16 protein-coding genes are annotated in these 14,710 nt (G+C 65.1%); 3 read left to right on the plus strand and 13 right to left on the minus strand.

Translation table 11 applies throughout. From position 1 onward, the window contains the following. Positions 1 to 55 precede the first annotated feature (55 nt). The 12 genes from AC2CGW_RS01010 to ccmA all read right to left on the minus strand — a co-directional run bounded on the left by AC2CGW_RS01010 (position 56) and on the right by ccmA (position 9,267). Complete coding sequence (locus tag AC2CGW_RS01010) at positions 56 to 844, minus strand: PhzF family phenazine biosynthesis protein (protein WP_186719880.1); 789 nt, start codon at positions 842 to 844, stop codon at positions 56 to 58. Between the two features lie 38 nt (positions 845 to 882). After that, a complete protein-coding gene (locus AC2CGW_RS01015; RefSeq protein WP_484573391.1) occupies positions 883 to 1,821 on the minus strand; it encodes a 2-hydroxyacid dehydrogenase in 939 nt (312 codons plus the stop codon). A gap of 103 nt (positions 1,822 to 1,924) precedes the next feature. Beyond that, positions 1,925 to 2,350: a hypothetical protein gene (locus tag AC2CGW_RS01020; protein WP_484573392.1), complete on the minus strand. Its 426-nt coding sequence runs from the start codon at positions 2,348 to 2,350 to the stop codon at positions 1,925 to 1,927. 12 nt (positions 2,351 to 2,362) lie between these two features. Beyond that, positions 2,363 to 3,547, minus strand: coding sequence for a c-type cytochrome biogenesis protein CcmI (gene ccmI / locus AC2CGW_RS01025; protein WP_484573393.1), 1,185 nt, complete (start codon positions 3,545 to 3,547; stop codon positions 2,363 to 2,365). Beyond that, the gene (locus tag AC2CGW_RS01030; protein WP_186666379.1) at positions 3,540 to 4,016 is read right to left on the minus strand and encodes a cytochrome c-type biogenesis protein; all 477 of its coding nucleotides are present in this window, start codon (positions 4,014 to 4,016) and stop codon (positions 3,540 to 3,542) included. Before AC2CGW_RS01030 ends, ccmI begins: the two co-directional genes overlap by 8 nt. After that, positions 4,013 to 4,549, minus strand: coding sequence for a DsbE family thiol:disulfide interchange protein (locus tag AC2CGW_RS01035; protein ID WP_288376089.1), 537 nt, complete (start codon positions 4,547 to 4,549; stop codon positions 4,013 to 4,015). Before AC2CGW_RS01035 ends, AC2CGW_RS01030 begins: the two co-directional genes overlap by 4 nt. Next, positions 4,546 to 6,519: a heme lyase CcmF/NrfE family subunit gene (locus AC2CGW_RS01040; RefSeq protein WP_411384489.1), complete on the minus strand. Its 1,974-nt coding sequence runs from the start codon at positions 6,517 to 6,519 to the stop codon at positions 4,546 to 4,548. The genes AC2CGW_RS01035 and AC2CGW_RS01040 overlap by 4 nt, the downstream gene beginning before the upstream one ends. Before the next feature lie 11 nt (positions 6,520 to 6,530). Then, positions 6,531 to 6,986, minus strand: coding sequence for a cytochrome c maturation protein CcmE (gene ccmE, locus AC2CGW_RS01045; RefSeq protein ID WP_186666381.1), 456 nt, complete (start codon positions 6,984 to 6,986; stop codon positions 6,531 to 6,533). Continuing rightward, the gene (gene ccmD, locus AC2CGW_RS01050; protein WP_054895614.1) at positions 6,983 to 7,159 is read right to left on the minus strand and encodes a heme exporter protein CcmD; all 177 of its coding nucleotides are present in this window, start codon (positions 7,157 to 7,159) and stop codon (positions 6,983 to 6,985) included. The genes ccmE and ccmD overlap by 4 nt, the downstream gene beginning before the upstream one ends. Beyond that, positions 7,156 to 7,923, minus strand: a complete 768-nt coding sequence (locus tag AC2CGW_RS01055) for a heme ABC transporter permease (RefSeq protein ID WP_186666382.1) — start codon at positions 7,921 to 7,923, stop codon at positions 7,156 to 7,158. The genes ccmD and AC2CGW_RS01055 overlap by 4 nt, the downstream gene beginning before the upstream one ends. Before the next feature lie 46 nt (positions 7,924 to 7,969). Further along, complete coding sequence (gene ccmB / locus AC2CGW_RS01060) at positions 7,970 to 8,638, minus strand: heme exporter protein CcmB (protein WP_186666383.1); 669 nt, start codon at positions 8,636 to 8,638, stop codon at positions 7,970 to 7,972. Further along, positions 8,635 to 9,267, minus strand: a complete 633-nt coding sequence (ccmA, locus tag AC2CGW_RS01065; protein WP_186666384.1) for a cytochrome c biogenesis heme-transporting ATPase CcmA — start codon at positions 9,265 to 9,267, stop codon at positions 8,635 to 8,637. The genes ccmB and ccmA overlap by 4 nt, the downstream gene beginning before the upstream one ends. A gap of 238 nt (positions 9,268 to 9,505) precedes the next feature. On the opposite strand from ccmA, the gene fliK reads away from it, so the two are divergent. Together fliK and AC2CGW_RS01075 are read left to right on the plus strand one after the other, a co-directional pair. Then, the gene (gene fliK / locus AC2CGW_RS01070) at positions 9,506 to 11,062 is read left to right on the plus strand and encodes a flagellar hook-length control protein FliK (RefSeq protein WP_186709806.1); all 1,557 of its coding nucleotides are present in this window, start codon (positions 9,506 to 9,508) and stop codon (positions 11,060 to 11,062) included. Then, positions 11,059 to 11,403 carry an EscU/YscU/HrcU family type III secretion system export apparatus switch protein gene (locus AC2CGW_RS01075; protein ID WP_186666388.1) on the plus strand — a complete coding sequence of 115 codons (345 nt, stop codon included), beginning with the start codon at positions 11,059 to 11,061 and terminating at the stop codon, positions 11,401 to 11,403. The genes fliK and AC2CGW_RS01075 overlap by 4 nt, the downstream gene beginning before the upstream one ends. 58 nt (positions 11,404 to 11,461) lie before the next feature. Here the strand turns inward: AC2CGW_RS01075 and AC2CGW_RS01080 are convergent, their stop codons facing one another. Further along, complete coding sequence (locus tag AC2CGW_RS01080; RefSeq protein ID WP_186666390.1) at positions 11,462 to 11,836, minus strand: hypothetical protein; 375 nt, start codon at positions 11,834 to 11,836, stop codon at positions 11,462 to 11,464. A 128-nt stretch (positions 11,837 to 11,964) separates the two neighbouring features. Here AC2CGW_RS01080 and AC2CGW_RS01085 point away from each other — a divergent pair, with 128 nt between their 5' ends. Beyond that, positions 11,965 to 14,694, plus strand: coding sequence for a dermonecrotic toxin domain-containing protein (locus AC2CGW_RS01085; protein ID WP_484573394.1), 2,730 nt, complete (start codon positions 11,965 to 11,967; stop codon positions 14,692 to 14,694). Positions 14,695 to 14,710: the final 16 nt, after the last annotated feature.

Consider the following 14,710-nt stretch of genomic DNA (forward strand, 5'->3'; position numbering starts at 1 on the left):
GGGCAAGTCGCAGCGGCGAACCGCCGCACAAGAGGCCCGCAAAGCCATCCTCGCCTCAGATGAACACTGTCCCTCGCATATACAGTGCCCCACGCCCGCTGATGATCACCCGGCCATTCCCCGGCACCTCGCACTGCAACTGCCCCTTGCGCACCCCGCCCTGCTCGCAGCTGAGGCTGCGCTTGCCGAGGCGCTCGGACCAGTAAGGCGCCAGCGTCGTGTGCGCCGAACCGGTCACCGGATCCTCGTTGACCCCTACGCGTGGGCCGAACCAGCGGGTAACGAAGTCGAAGCCACGGCCCGGCGCGGTCACGGCAATGCCACGCACATCGAAAGCCGACAGCGCGACGAAATCGGGCTTGAGCGGATCGATCAAGGCTGCGTCGTCGATTACCACCACGAAGTCATCCGAGCGGTACAGCGCGCGGGCGCTCGACAGGCCCAAGGCCTTGAGCAGGCCATCGGGGAAATCTACCTTCGCCGGTTGCTTGGCCGGGAAGTCCATGGCCAGCAGGCCATCAGCATCGCGCCTGACCCGCAACTCGCCACTGCGGGTATTGAAACGTAGCACTTCGGCCTGTTCGCCCAGTTGCTCGAACAACACCCAGGCCGAAGCCAGCGTGGCGTGGCCGCACAGGTCGACCTCCACGGCCGGGGTGAACCAGCGCAGGTCATAGCCTTCGCCGTTGCGCACGAAGTAGGCCGTCTCGGACAGGTTGTTCTCTTCGGCGATGCGCTGCAGCACATCGTCCGGCAGCCAGCTCTCCAGCGGGATCACCGCCGCCGGGTTGCCGCCAAAAGGTTTGGCCGAAAAAGCATCGACCTGGAAGATCTCAAGTTGCATGCACACACTCCTTGTCAGGCGGGATCGAAAGCTGGGGGTTACGACAGTACTGGCGTGAGCACCGGCTCGCCAGCGAAGAATGCCTGGAGATTGCGCAGCACCAGGGTAACGGTATCGCGCGCCGCTTCCGGCGATTGGCCGGCGACATGCGGGGTCAGCACGGTATTGCCCAACAACTTGAGTGCCTCGGGCACGGCAGGCTCGTCATCGAAGACGTCCAATGCGGCACCAGCGATGATGCCCGCCTGCAATGCCTGCACGAGCGCCTGGGTATCGACCACGCTCGCGCGGGCGATATTGACCAGATACCCCTCGCCCCCCAGCGCCGCGAGCACCGGGGCATCGACCAGGTGCAAGGTACCGGCACCACCCGGGGTGGCGATCACCAGGATGTCCACGGCCTGGGCCAGTTGCAACGGGCTGTCGTACCAGGTGTAGGGCACATCGGCACGCGGCGTTCGACTGTGGTAGCTGACGCTCATGTCGAAGCCCTGCGCCGCACGCTTGGCGATGGCCTGGCCGATGGCACCAAGGCCGATGATGCCAAGGCGCTTGCCGCTCACCGAGGGGCTGATGACCCGGTTCCATTCACCGCGCCGGGTGCTGGCATCGGCCCGGGGAATGTCGCGCAACATCGCCAGCAACAGGGCCATGGCGTGATCGGCGACCGGGCCTGCGTTGGCGCCAGCACCGTTGGTGACGGTAATGCCACGGGCCTTGGCGGCGGCCAGGTCGACCTGCTCATAGCCTGCGCCGATCACGCAGATGATTTCGAGTTTGGGCAGTGCCTGGATTTCCGCGCCGGTCAGGCCCAGCGGGCCACGGGTGAGGACAGCGTCGATCTGTTCGGCATGCTCGGCGATGGCTTGCGCACGCCGTTGCGGGGATGGGGCACGAATCAGGCGGTAACCGGCCTGTTCCAGCAGCGGCAGGTAATCATCGACGGTTTCCACCAGTACCAGGACTGTCTTGCTCATGCCACCCTCCGGTTCGATTCAGAGGGGGATTATGCCAGTTCGGTTGGAGACTGCGAGGGCCTCTATCGCGGGGACGCGCCCACGACAGAGGCATGAAGGATGCTTACTGCGCGAAGGCCCTGCCCAACCCACCCGGCACACCGCTGCTGTCAGTCTCCTGCCAGGGGCCATTGGGGCTCAGCGACCAGCTCCAGCCCTTGTCATAACGGTAGTAGGTGCGCTGACGATAGAAAGTGTTGGGCTGCTTCTCCAGCACATAGACGCCAAGCTTCGGATCCCAATGGCTGGCACCGCCCGGCGGCGGCGCGAAGCTCGCGGAGGTGCGTGGCATCGGCTTGGGAATACCGGACGGCGCACCAGGCTGCGGTGCGGGCTGGCCGCCCGGCAGCGGCTTGACCACCGGCCCCTGCTGCGGTGGAGGGGTGGTCTCGATCGGTGGCAGCGACTCGCGCTCGCCTGGCTGATGCACCGTACAGGCGGAAAGCCCCAGGGCCAGGGTGATCAAGGTCAGGCGTACGCTGCGGTTCATGGCGGCAATCTCTTATCGGTCGGGGCGGTCGATGGTCAGCTGCTGGGTTGGCTGGCCACGGGTAGCCAGCGGCGCGCTCTGGCCGATCCACTCGCCCTGGGTCGGCTGGCCGGCACGCGATACGCGCGCAACCAGTTGGACTTCAGCGAAGTCCGACAGTTTCATCTGCGGCATCATCGCGTCGGCATCCGACAACTGCACTTCGATCGGCAACTGCGCCACCGTCACTCGCTTGGCCGCCAGCGGCATCGGCGGGCCGTTACTGGCGCGGGCGAAGATGAACACGGTGTCGTCCGGCTTGACCTTGTCCTTGAGCGCTGCGGCCAGCTCGACGCGCACGGTCAGGCTCGCAGTCCGCACCGGCTTGCCGCCGTCAGCCTTGAGCTTGTCGGCAGCGCGGTCGATCCCACCCTGCAGGGCGGCGCGCGAGGCATCGCCTTCGGGCAATTGCGCCAGCAGGCGCTGCCAGTAGTCGATCGCTTCCTGATAGCGCTCGCCCTCGAAGGCAGCGATGCCGCGCAGCCCCAGGCTGGTGACCTCGTTCGGGTCGGCCTTGAGCGCTTCGTCGGTCAGGCTCTGCAGTTGTGGGCTCCAGTGCTTGTCGGCAGCAAAGTACTGCGCCTGGGCCCACTGCCCGAGCAGCTCGGGCTCACGACCAGCCAGGGCGACCGCACGTTCGAAGGCCTTGGCGGCATCGGCAGGACGCTGGTCGGCCATGTAGGCGCGGCCCAGGAAATACAGGCCCTCGGCAGAGTCCGGCTGGGCCTGCACGGCACGCTCCAGGCGCGTGGTCATCTCCTGCATGGTTTTCGGCGCGTCGGCGAACTCACGGGTCAGCTCGACCTTGTCGGCGGCGCCGAAATGCAGGTACAACCCCAACGCCATCACCGGTACCAGCACGGCAGCCACCAGCGGCAGGGTCTTGCCCAGATGCCCCTGACGCGGCGCCTCGCTCCCTTCGGTGTCGGACAGCAGTTCACGGGCCGCCTCGTCGCGACCCTTGGCCAGTTGCCCGGCGTCGAGCACCCCGGCCTCCTGCTGTGCAGTCAACTCGGCGACCCGCTCCTGATACAGGGCCACGTTGAGCGCGGTGCGGTCTTCTTCGGCCTGCTGGCGGCGGCCACGCAGGATCGGGATCATCAGGAAAGCCAGGGCGGCGAGCAACAGCAGGCCCGCACTCAGCCAGAATTCAGTCATGGGTCTGTTCTTTATCCAGCAGTTTGGCGAGACGTTCGCGTTCGTCCACGGAGAGTTCGCAGGTGCCTTGCGCCACCGGGCTACGGCGCCGACGGACGATCACCGCCAGCACCACGAAGCCGCCAGCCAGCAACACGCCAGGGCCGAACCAGAGCAGCCAGGTACGCGCCGTCAGCGCTGGCTTGTAGCGTACGAAGTCGCCATAGCGATCGACCATGAAGTCGATGATCTGCTGGTTGCTCTGGTTTTCGCCGAGCATGCGGAAGATCTCCCGGCGCAGGTCGGCGGCGATCGGTGCATTGGAGTCGGCAATGTCCTGGTTCTGGCACTTGGGGCAGCGCAGTTCCTTGGTCAGTTGCTGGTAGCGCTCGCGCTCGGCATCGTCGCGAAACTGATAGGTATCGATAGCCGCCCTGGCCATGCCGGCCAGGCTCAAGCCGAGTACGGCGGCGGCAAGCCAACGCTTCATGGCTGCCCCTCATCGACCAGCCCCTGGTACAGCGGCGCCAGTTGCTCGCGCCAGACCGTGGCATCGACCACGCCGACATGCTTGTAACGAATGATGCCCTTGGCGTCGATCAGGAAGGTTTCCGGCGCGCCGTACACGCCCAGGTCCAGGCCCAGGGTGCCCTGCTCGTCGCGGATATCGAGCTGGTAAGGGTTGTGGAATTCGGCCAGCCATTTGAGCGCGGCGGCGTTGTCATCCTTGTAGTTGATCCCGTGGATCACCACGCCTTGCTCGGCCAGTTGGTTCAGATAAGGGTGCTCGACCTTGCACGACGGGCACCAGGTGCCCCAGACGTTGACCAGCGCCGGCCGTCCCTGCAGGTCGGCCTGGGTCAGGGTCCGGTCGCCCTGCACGCTCTGCAGCGAAAATGCCGGGAAGGGCTTGCCGATCATCGCCGACGGCAGTTCGTCGGGCTTGAGGAACAGCCCCTTGTACAGAAACACGGCCATCAGCAGGAACACCGCCAATGGCACTACCATGATCCAACGCTTCATGCCGCCGCTCCAGACAGGCCCAATGTTTCGCGCACCCGCGCCGTGACCTTGACCCGATAACGCCGGTCCAGCGCCGCGAGCAGACCGCCCAGCGCGGTCAGCAGGCCGCCCAGCCAGATCCAGCGCACGTAGGGCTTGATGTGTACCCGTACTGCCCAGGCACCGTTCTCCAATGGCTCGCCCAGGGCGACATAGAGGTCGCGGGTAAAGCCTGCATCGATACCGGCCTCGGTCATCATCGATTGCTGGACGGTGTACAGGCGTTTTTCCGGGTGCAACACCGTCACTTCACGCCCCTCACGCGACACACGGATGGTGCCCCTGTCAGAAATGAAGTTCGGCCCCTCGAAGTGCTTGGCGCCCTCGAACAGGAAGTGATAACCGCCCAGCTCGACGCTTTCGCCCGGCGCCATGCGCAGGTCGCGCTCGGCGCTGTTGTTGCTCGACAACACCACGCCCAGGGCACACACCACCAGCCCCAGGTGGGCCAGGTGCATGCCCCAGTAGCTGCGGTGCAGGCCGCGCAGGCCCTTGAGCAGGCCTTTGTGACGGGTCTTGTCGAGGATGTCGCGCACACCGCCGAGCACCACCCAGGCGGCCAGGGCGAAGACGCTGAGCGCCGGCCAGTCGAAGTCGTCGACGATCAGCCCGGCGACCGGCGCCAGGATCGCGCTGCCGATCAGCACCGGCGTCAGCATGCCGAACAGCCATTTGCCAGGCGTATCCTTCCAGCGCACCAGTACACCGATTGCCAGCACCACCATCAGCAGCGCCATCAACGGCAGGAACAACGCATCGAAGTAAGGTGGGCCGACCGACAGCTTGGCGCCGGTCAGGGCGTCGAGCACCAGCGGGTAGAGCGTGCCCAGCAGGATCATCGAGGCGGCCACCACCAGCACCAGGTTGTTGGCCAGCAGCAGCGTCTCGCGCGACCACAGGCCAAAGCCCACGTGGCTCTTGACCACCGGAGCGCGCAGGGCGAACAGGGTCAGCGAGCCGCCGACCACGAACAGCAGGAAGATCAGGATGAACACACCGCGCGACGGGTCGGCGGCGAAGGCGTGCACCGAGGTCAGTACCCCGGAACGCACCAGGAAGGTACCCAGCAGGCTCAGCGAGAACGCCGCGATGGCCAGCAGCACGGTCCAGCTCTTGAACACCCCGCGCTTTTCGGTCACCGCCAGCGAGTGGATCAGCGCAGTACCGACCAGCCATGGCATGAACGAGGCGTTTTCCACCGGATCCCAGAACCACCAGCCGCCCCAGCCCAGCTCATAGTAGGCCCACCAGGAGCCTAGGGTGATGCCAATACCGAGGAAGGCCCAGGCGACGATGGTCCAGGGCCGCGACCAGCGTGCCCAGGCCGCATCCAGGCGGCCACCGAGCAGCGCCGCGATGGCGAAGGCGAAGGCCACCGAGAAGCCCACGTAGCCCATGTACAGCATCGGCGGATGGACGATCAGGCCGAAGTCCTGCAGCAGCGGATTGAGGTCGCGACCGTCGGTGGGCACCTGCGGCAGCAGGCGGGTGAAGGGGTTGGAGGTGATGATCAGGAACGACAGGAAACCTGTGCTGATCATGCCCATCACCGCCAGCACCCGCGCCAGCATCACCTGCGGCAACTGGCGCGAGAACACCGATACGGCGAAGGTCCAGCCCCCCAGGATCAACGCCCAGAGCAGCAGCGAGCCTTCGTGGGCACCCCACACGGCGCTGAACTTGTAGTACCAGGGCAGTGCGGTGTTGGAGTTGTGGGCGACATAGGCGACCGAGAAGTTGTCGGTCATGAAGGCATGGGTCAGGCAGGCGAAGGCAAAGGCGAGGAAGGCGAACTGGCCCCAGGCCGCGGGGCGCGCCAGGCCCATCCAGAGGCGGTCGCCGCGCCAGGCACCGAGCAGCGGCACGCTGGCCTGCACCACGGCAAAACAGATCGCCAGGATCATCGCCAACTGGCCAAGCTCGGGGATCACCAGGGCAGCGTTCATGGCTTGACCTCGCCGGCAGTGGCGGCCTGGCCGCTTTCCTTGAGCGCCTTGGTCACCTCGGGCGGCATGTACTTCTCGTCGTGCTTGGCCAGCACTTCGTCAGCCACCACCACACCCTCGGCGTTGAGCTTGCCCAGGGCAACGATGCCCTGCCCTTCGCGGAACAGGTCCGGAAGGATGCCGCGGTAGGTGATCGGCACCGACTTGTTGAAGTCGGTGACCACGAAGCGTACGTCGAGCGAGTCGGCCGAGCGCTGCACCGAGCCCTTCTCGACCATGCCGCCGGCGCGAATGCGTGTGTCCTGCGGCGCCTCGCCATTGGCGATCTGGGTAGGGGTGTAGAACAGGTTGATGTTCTGCTGCAGGGCGCTCAAGGCAAAGCCCAGGGCCACGGCGACGCCGAGCAGCAGGCCGAGGATGAGCAACAGGCGTTTCTTGCGCTGCGGATTCACTGGTGGTTCTCCCGGCGCAGACGGCGCGCCTCTTCTTGCAGGTAGCGGCGGCGGGCCTGCAGCGGCAGGGCGACATTGATTGCCAGTACCGTCAGGCAAATGCCATAGGCCGACCACACGTACAGGCCGTGATGGCCCATGGCGAGGAAATCACTGAAAGAGGCGAAACTCATCGCACGGTCTCCCGGCCCAGGCTGTTCAGCACTTCGTCGCGCACCCAACTGGCACGCGCTTCGCGCTTGAGCACTTCAAGACGCATGCGCAGCAGCAGCACGGCGCCGAAGAAGCAGTAGAAGCCCAGCACCGTCAGCAACAGCGGCAGCCACATCTCGGCAGGCATGGCCGGCTTTTCGGTGAGGGTGAAGGTGGCGCCCTGGTGCAGGGTGTTCCACCACTCCACCGAGTACTTGATGATCGGGATGTTGACCACGCCGACGATGGCCAGCACCGCGCACGCCTTGGCGGCGCTGTCGCGGTTACTGATGGCCTGGCCCAGGGCGATGATGCCGAAGTACAGGAACAGCAGGATCAGCATCGAGGTCAGGCGCGCGTCCCACACCCACCAGCTACCCCAGGTCGGCTTGCCCCAGATGGCCCCGGTGACCAGCGCCACTGCGGTCATCCAGGCGCCGATGGGAGCGGCGCACTGCAGGGCGACGTCGGCCAGCTTCATCTTCCACACCAGCCCCACCACACCGGCAACGGCCAGCAGCACATAGCAGGACTGCGCCAGCATCGCCGCCGGCACGTGGATGTAGATGATCCGGAAACTGTTGCCCTGCTGGTAGTCCTGTGGCGCGAAAGCGAGGCCCCAGGCGATGCCCACCAGCAACAGGAGCACGGCAGCGATGGTCAGCCACGGCAGCATGCGCCCGCTGATGGCATAGAACCATTTTGGGGAACCCAGTTTGTGGAACCACGTCCAGCTCATTTTCATCAGGGTACATCCAGGGTCTTTGCCGGGCTTCGGTGCCCGGGACTCGTTATTCGCCGACGCTGATCTTCAGGCCGGCCGCTATCGCAAAGGGTGCCAATGTCACGGCCAGGGCGGTCAGGCTGGCCAGCCAGAGCAGGTGTCCGGTCGCGGGCATATTCTGCAACGCCGCCTGCAACGCACCACTGCCCAGGATCAATACAGGGATATACAACGGCAGAATCAGCAACGCCAGCAGCAAACCACCGCGCTTGAGCCCGACCGTCAGCGCCGCCCCCACCGCTCCCAGCAAGCTCAGCACCGGGGTGCCGAGCAGCAGCGAGCCTAGCAGCACCGGCAGGCAGGCGACCGGCAGCCCCAGCATCAGCGCCAGCAGTGGCGCCAACAATACCAGCGCCAGCCCGGAAAAGGTCCAATGCGCCAGCACCTTGGCCAGCACCAGCAATGGCAGTGGATGCGGTGACAGCACCCATTGCTCCAGCGAACCGTCCTCGAAATCGCTGCGGAACAGGCCGTCCAGCGACAGCAATACCGCCAGCAAGGCCGCGACCCAGACCAGTCCCGGCGACAAGGTTTGCAACAATTGTGTCTCGGGGCCGACCGCCAGCGGGAACAGCGCCACGACGATGGCAAAGAACACCAGCGGGTTGGCCAACTCCGCCGGGCGACGGAACAACAGGCGTGCTTCGCGGCGCAGCAACAGAAGGAATACGCTCATGCCGCCCACTGCCCCAGGTTGAGTTCGCGGTAGCCCGACGGCCTGCGCTCGAGGTTGTGATGGGTAGTCAGCACCACCGTGCCCCCCTGCTCGCAGTGCGCGGCCAGGTGCGCTTCGAGCTGGGCCACCCCTTGTTTGTCCAGGGCAGTGAAGGGTTCGTCGAGGATCCACAGCGGCGGGCAGTCCAGGTACAGGCGGGCCAGGGCGACACGGCGCTGCTGGCCGGCCGAGAGCGTGTGACAAGGCACGTCCTCGAACCCGCGCAGGCCGACTGCCTCGAGTGCCGTCCAGATGCCCTCGCGGGTCGCGGGGCGATGCAGGGCACAGAGCCAGGCAAGGTTCTCTTCGGCCGTCAGCAGTTCCTTGATCCCGGCAGCATGCCCAATCCACAGCAGGATGCTGGCCAGGGCATGGCGCTGGTCGCCCAGCGCACGGCCGTCAAGCAGGATCTGCCCGGCAGTCGGCTGCATCAACCCGGCCAGCAGGCGCAGCAGGCTGGTCTTGCCGCTGCCATTGGGTCCGCTGACCTGCAGCATGTCGCCGGGGCGCAGTTCGAAGTCCAGGTGCTCGAAGAGCAGTCGCCAGTCGCGCTCGCAGGCAAGGTTCGCGGCTTGGAGGTGGAGGGTCACGGTTTCGCCTTATGCTGTTCGTGGCGTGTCGAGCGGTGGCGCCTTCTTCGCGGGCAAGCCCACCCCCACAGAGGCCCTGTGGGAGCGGGCTTGCCCGCGAATGAAACACCGCAGATCAACACCCTTGTCTCAAGTCGCCCCGCCCCTGGCCGTTATACTGGCAGTGGCAGCGCGCCCGGCATTATTACATGTGCCACCCGGCTGCCAAGAGGGCTGGCTCGACAGGTTGTATACAATCATGACGGAAATCAATAGTCTCGGCGCACAAAGCGCATTCGCGGCGCAGGTGGCCAAGGCCAGCCTGACCGGTGAGCTGCTGCGCCTGAGTCAACCGCAACCCGGCCTGATCCCCCCGGGCCAGACTGCCCAGGCCGAAGTGCTGAACCTGCGCCAGGTGGGCCAGGACTTCATGATGCTGTTGCGCCTGAGCCTGCCCAACGGCAACCAGGCCCAGGTGCAGGCCAGCGCCAACCAGCCGCTGCCCCCCGGCAGCCAGATCACCCTCGGCCAAGCCGACGGCAACCGCCTGGCGGTCGTCTTGCAGCAGGCCAGCGCCAGCAACATCGCTACCCTCACGCAGCTAGACACCGGCAAGATACCGATCGGCACCCTGCTGCAGGGCAAGGTCCTGACCAGCCAGGCGCTGCCGGGCGCCACAGCGTTCCGCTCATTGGTGAGCCTGCTCAACAGCAGCCAGGCCGGCGCCACCCTGACCCTCGACAGCCCACGCCCGTTGGCGGTCGGCAGCCTGCTCAGCGCGCTGGTGCAAGGCGACCAGTCGCTGCGCTTCGTGCCCCTGAGTGGCCGTCAGGATCAACTGACCATCGCCCAACAACTGCTGACCCAACAAAGCCGCCAGGCTTCGCTGCCAACCTTGCTCAATGCCTTGCAGCAGATCGCCAGTGCCCCTGCCGGCAACAGCGAGCTGAGTGCCACGGCGGCACGCCTGCTGGCCAGCCTGCCTGACCCTACGCAACTGGGCGATGCCAAGAGCATCGCCCAGGCGCTGAACAACAGCGGTGCGTTTCTCGAAGCCAAGCTGCTCGGCGGGCTGGGCGCCGCTGTCACGCCGGACCTCAAGGCACAACTGGTGCGCCTGGTGGCGCAGATCCTGCCAGGTGTTCCGAGCAACCCGACCTTCAACCCGGCCCTGGCCGCCACCGCCCTGGCTCAGGTCCTGCCGGGCATGGCCCGCAGTGCCCTGGGCATGCTCGACCAGGTCAGCAGCCGCCCTCAACCTGGTGCCTTTCCCCTGCCCTCGCGACTGCTGCAGAGCCTGGAAGAAAAAGGCGACCTGCAGCAATTGCTGCGCCTGGCCGCCGCCGCCATCTCGCGCGTACAAAGCCATCAACTGGCCAGCCTGCAGCAGACCGGCACCACCGAGAGCGGCAACCAGCAGACCACCTGGCAAACCGAGATCCCCTTGCGCCACGGCCAGGAGTTCATCCCGCTGCAGGCCAAGCTGCAACGCGAGGACACCCCACAGCAGCAGGCCGACCCGCAGCGCGAGCAGCGTGATCCGCTGCAGTCGCTGTGGCGCATCGAACTGGCCTTCGACCTGCCACCACTGGGCCCGCTGCAAGTACAGGCACAACTGAGCCAGGGCCGCCTCAGCGGCCAGCTGTGGGCCGAGCGTCCACAGACCGCACAACTGATCGACAGCCAGCTCGGCAGCCTGCGCGAACGCCTGCTCGCCCGTGGCCTCGATGTGGGTGACCTGGCCTGTCACCCCGGCACCCCGCCGCAAGGCCCGCGCACACGACTGGAACAACGCTGGGTGGACGAAACCGCATGAACAACAAAGCCCCCCGCCAGGCCATCGCCCTGAGTTACGACGGTGCACAGGCACCGACCTTGAGCGCCAAAGGCGAGGATGAACTGGCCGAGGCGATTCTCGCCCTGGCCCGCGAACATGAAGTGCCGATCTACGAAAACGCCGAACTGGTGCGCCTGCTGGCCCGGCTGGAACTGGGCGAACAGATCCCCGAGGCCCTGTACCTGACCATCGCCGAGATCATCGCCTTCGCCTGGCAGTTGCGCGGCAAACTACCGGCGAATTTCGACGACACGCCCCCAGGCGAGCGCGATATCACCCCCGGACCGCACCTGCCCCTTCCCGACGCCAGCAGTATCTAACACCCCGCCCATTACCGAACCGCTGTTCGATGAACTTGCCAAGCGCCAGCAGCAAAGGTCATACGCCGATGCCGACAGCCAGATCGTCAGCAATCACCAGATCGACAAGGCGCGCTGGAGCAGCTACCTCAATGCCGCCATGACCCTGCTCGCCCCCGTGGCCATGGTGGTTCCAGCACTCACCCCGCTGCTGGCCGCAGGAGGGCTGGCCCAGTTCGGCCTGGGGCTGGACAAGGCAATCAACGGCAACACGCTCGCGGACAAGGCCGCTGGCGTGACGGCGCAAGCCTTTGGTCTGTTCAATGCGCTGCCATTGCTGGGCAACGCCCGTTTCCGGCCCGATGCACTGTTCAGCTACTGTCGGCCAGGCTTCGTCACCTTTGGCCAGATGCTGCAGCCCGTGGAAGAAGCCAGCGAGGCCCTCGCCCTGCAACCGTTGGAGCCAAAGCGCTGCCCACCTGCGGATGGCACGCCCGTCCACAGGCAGGGTCGCAGATATCTACCACTGCCGTCGCCACGAAAGCGCCACGCTGGGTCTCCCCCTGCCCAAAAGGTGATGTCATGCTTTCGACTCGAATCAACCCCGCCGGCGTGCAGTACGTACGCGACCATCTGGCTAACCTTCCGCGTCCCGACCATGAAGTCGGCCGCAGCATACAGACCTGGCTGCGCGCCCAAGGCGTGCAACTGGCGCCCGATCAGATCGAGGTCGTGACCCTGCATGTCCGTGAACCAGGTTCCGGCATACCCCTGGCGCAGGTGATCCAGCGCGTCAGTCTGATCGAAGCGGTGCTGATGAATTGGCAGGGTGAGTCAAACAACAATGTGTTCGACGCGCTGTTCGAGCACCCATGGGCCGGAACCTTGCCTGCAGGCAAGATCCGCATCGTCGACACCTTGCCTTCTCCACCGATTGGCCACAACGGTGACTGGTACCGCGTCTTCAATGGCCTGTTCCGCCGCACCGATGATTCGCGCTTCGACTCCACGACGCTGCTGACAATCTCCGCCGAAACCCTGCAAAGCCATATCGGGGCCCTGGATTACCACACGCAGTACAAGGCATTGCTCGACACCTATTGGGCCGCCCATCTGCAAACCTATGGCCAATCCTGCAAGCTCAACTTCATCGCCGCCTGCAACAAGCAGGTCAGCGAAGGCAGCCTAAGCGATCCGGCAAGACGGCTGATCTGGCGCGCAGCCAAGTTGCTACCGCGCGGCAGGCTGCGCCTGAGCACCCTGAGCATCTATGGCTATGCTTCCACCGACCTGTTGTACATCAATGATGTGGCAAGCGACCTCACCGTGCTGTACATGCCTGGCAACAGCTCGCCGCTGCTCGAATTCGCCAGCGAAGAGGCGATGAAGGACTGGATCGGCGAACAGTGCAAGGACGCCGGTAAACGTAACGCACTCAAGCGCCACTTCCGCCTCGCCGATGGCCCTCAGGGCATTGATTTCAGCGGTCTGGACACTGCCCTGGAAGGGCTTGGCGCCTACCCCGCCAGACACAACCTGCCACCGGAGCATGGTTTTTTCAACGACGACGGAACCTGGCCGCCACGGACCTACGTCAACTACCGACCCGGCAAGTACAATCCCAAGATCAAGGGCGACCTGTTCCAGGCCCTGGCCAAGCGCCAACGCCAGCGTACCTACGACGATGCGGACTTCCTCATCACCAGCGACAGCGAGGTGACGAAGAAAAGGTGGCAAGGCTATCTGAACACCACCCTGAATCTGGTCGCCCCCCTGACCCTGGTGGTTCCCGGACTGGCACCTTTGATCGCCATCGGCGGGCTGGCACAGGCAGGGTTGGGCCTGGACCAGGTCATCAACGGCAAGCATCTTCAGGACCAGCAAGCAGGCGTTAGCAACCTTGCCTGGGGCCTGTTCAATGCCCTGCCGCTGGTTGCCCAGGGTGTGGCCAAGAGCACGACCTTGTTCGAGGTCAAGAGCGAAAGCTTCGTCCCTCCTCGGCGCCTGAACGAGCAGATCGGCTACCCACTGAGCCCGATCACCCCGCCACGCCTGCCGGAACTGGATGCCGCCCCCTACTTCCACAACCACAGCTCGGTCACGCCACTGCCGGGGGCCGATCAGACCGTCGCCGACTCGGTGATCCGCGTCCCCAAGTACGACGGTTCGCTGGACGACCTGGACGCCAGCATAGGCGGCTACAACGTGCGCATGATCTATGACATGGAAAAGAATGCCTTCATCATCGAAGGCGATGAGAACAGCATTGAACCGATCCGCCATGTTGCCCTGCCCCACAGCAAAGACCTGGAGCCCGTCGAAGGTCCGCGCGAGGTCACCGACGCCATGCGCACCAGCACTTTGCGCGCACTGGGTATCGACCTTCCCTTGCCGGTGCAACTTCCGACCCTTGCCGAGAATCGCCTGCCCATTCCCAAGACCTTCTCTTCACTATGGGTCGGCGGCAACGTGATGGACCAGGACCTGATTCGCAACCTGGCCAACAACGCCAGCCACCTGCAGAACAGCGAATATCGGCTACGCCTGTTCCTGTCCAATGCGTCCCCTGCGGCCTTCGAGGAAAATCTGCGCCTGCTCAACGAACAAGCTCCCGGCGTACAGGTTCTGCCGCTGGAAGAGCAAGCGTTCTTCCGCAGCTTCAGCCAGAGCAAGTACCACGCGCAGTACCAGGCGGCCCTCGACGGCAATGGCGGCGTGGCGCGCAACTATGCCTCGGCCGCAGATGTGCTGCGCTACCAGATGCTCTATCACGAAGGTGGCGTATACATTGACGTGGACGATACGCTATTCACGCCCGGCGAGATCGTCGATGGCAAGCCTGCACCAGCCGTCGATCAAGTCGAGCTGCGCACCACCCCCGACGGCCTGTTGCTGGCCCCTGCGATGTCCAACGAAAAGATGGGCATGAACTGCCTCTTCAACAACAGCTTGATCGGCAGCCATCCGGGCAACCCGACGCTGGAAGCGATCAGCGAAGAGATGCACACTCGCTACCTGGCCCGCCCCGATTTCTACGACAGCAAACCCAGCGTGGCCGAAGACCCTCTCGGCTTTTACCGCTACGCCCAGCAGTTGAGCGAGCTCACCGGCCCCGCCCTGCTCACCCAAGTCGTCGACCAGCGCCTGCCGGGATTGGCAACCTTGCGCCAGATCAATAACTTGTGCGGTATCCCGCGGGTCAACTCGTACCTGTTCGTCGACCTGCCGCAGGCTCAGAAACTGACCGACGAACTGCTGCCACTGGGTCGTGTGGCGAAGGTGGGAGGCAGCAACTCGTGGGCACGAACGTGAAATGAAACAAGGCGAT

Source organism: Pseudomonas sp. SYWMCR5, from assembly GCF_057197165.1.

What these genes read in the sequence shown, in the direction of transcription:
- AC2CGW_RS01010 (WP_186719880.1), bottom strand. Translation starts at nt 844, where the DNA reads ATGCAACTTGAGATCTTCCAGGTCGATGCTTTTTCGGCCAAACCTTTT.
- AC2CGW_RS01015 (WP_484573391.1), bottom strand. Translation starts at nt 1,821, where the DNA reads ATGAGCAAGACAGTCCTGGTACTGGTGGAAACCGTCGATGATTACCTG.
- AC2CGW_RS01020 (WP_484573392.1), bottom strand. Translation starts at nt 2,350, where the DNA reads ATGAACCGCAGCGTACGCCTGACCTTGATCACCCTGGCCCTGGGGCTT.
- ccmI (WP_484573393.1), bottom strand. Translation starts at nt 3,547, where the DNA reads ATGACTGAATTCTGGCTGAGTGCGGGCCTGCTGTTGCTCGCCGCCCTG.
- AC2CGW_RS01030 (WP_186666379.1), bottom strand. Translation starts at nt 4,016, where the DNA reads ATGAAGCGTTGGCTTGCCGCCGCCGTACTCGGCTTGAGCCTGGCCGGC.
- AC2CGW_RS01035 (WP_288376089.1), bottom strand. Translation starts at nt 4,549, where the DNA reads ATGAAGCGTTGGATCATGGTAGTGCCATTGGCGGTGTTCCTGCTGATG.
- ccmD (WP_054895614.1), bottom strand. Translation starts at nt 7,159, where the DNA reads ATGAGTTTCGCCTCTTTCAGTGATTTCCTCGCCATGGGCCATCACGGC.
- AC2CGW_RS01055 (WP_186666382.1), bottom strand. Translation starts at nt 7,923, where the DNA reads ATGAAAATGAGCTGGACGTGGTTCCACAAACTGGGTTCCCCAAAATGG.
- ccmB (WP_186666383.1), bottom strand. Translation starts at nt 8,638, where the DNA reads ATGAGCGTATTCCTTCTGTTGCTGCGCCGCGAAGCACGCCTGTTGTTC.
- fliK (WP_186709806.1), top strand. Translation starts at nt 9,506, where the DNA reads ATGACGGAAATCAATAGTCTCGGCGCACAAAGCGCATTCGCGGCGCAG.
- AC2CGW_RS01075 (WP_186666388.1), top strand. Translation starts at nt 11,059, where the DNA reads ATGAACAACAAAGCCCCCCGCCAGGCCATCGCCCTGAGTTACGACGGT.
- AC2CGW_RS01085 (WP_484573394.1), top strand. Translation starts at nt 11,965, where the DNA reads ATGCTTTCGACTCGAATCAACCCCGCCGGCGTGCAGTACGTACGCGAC.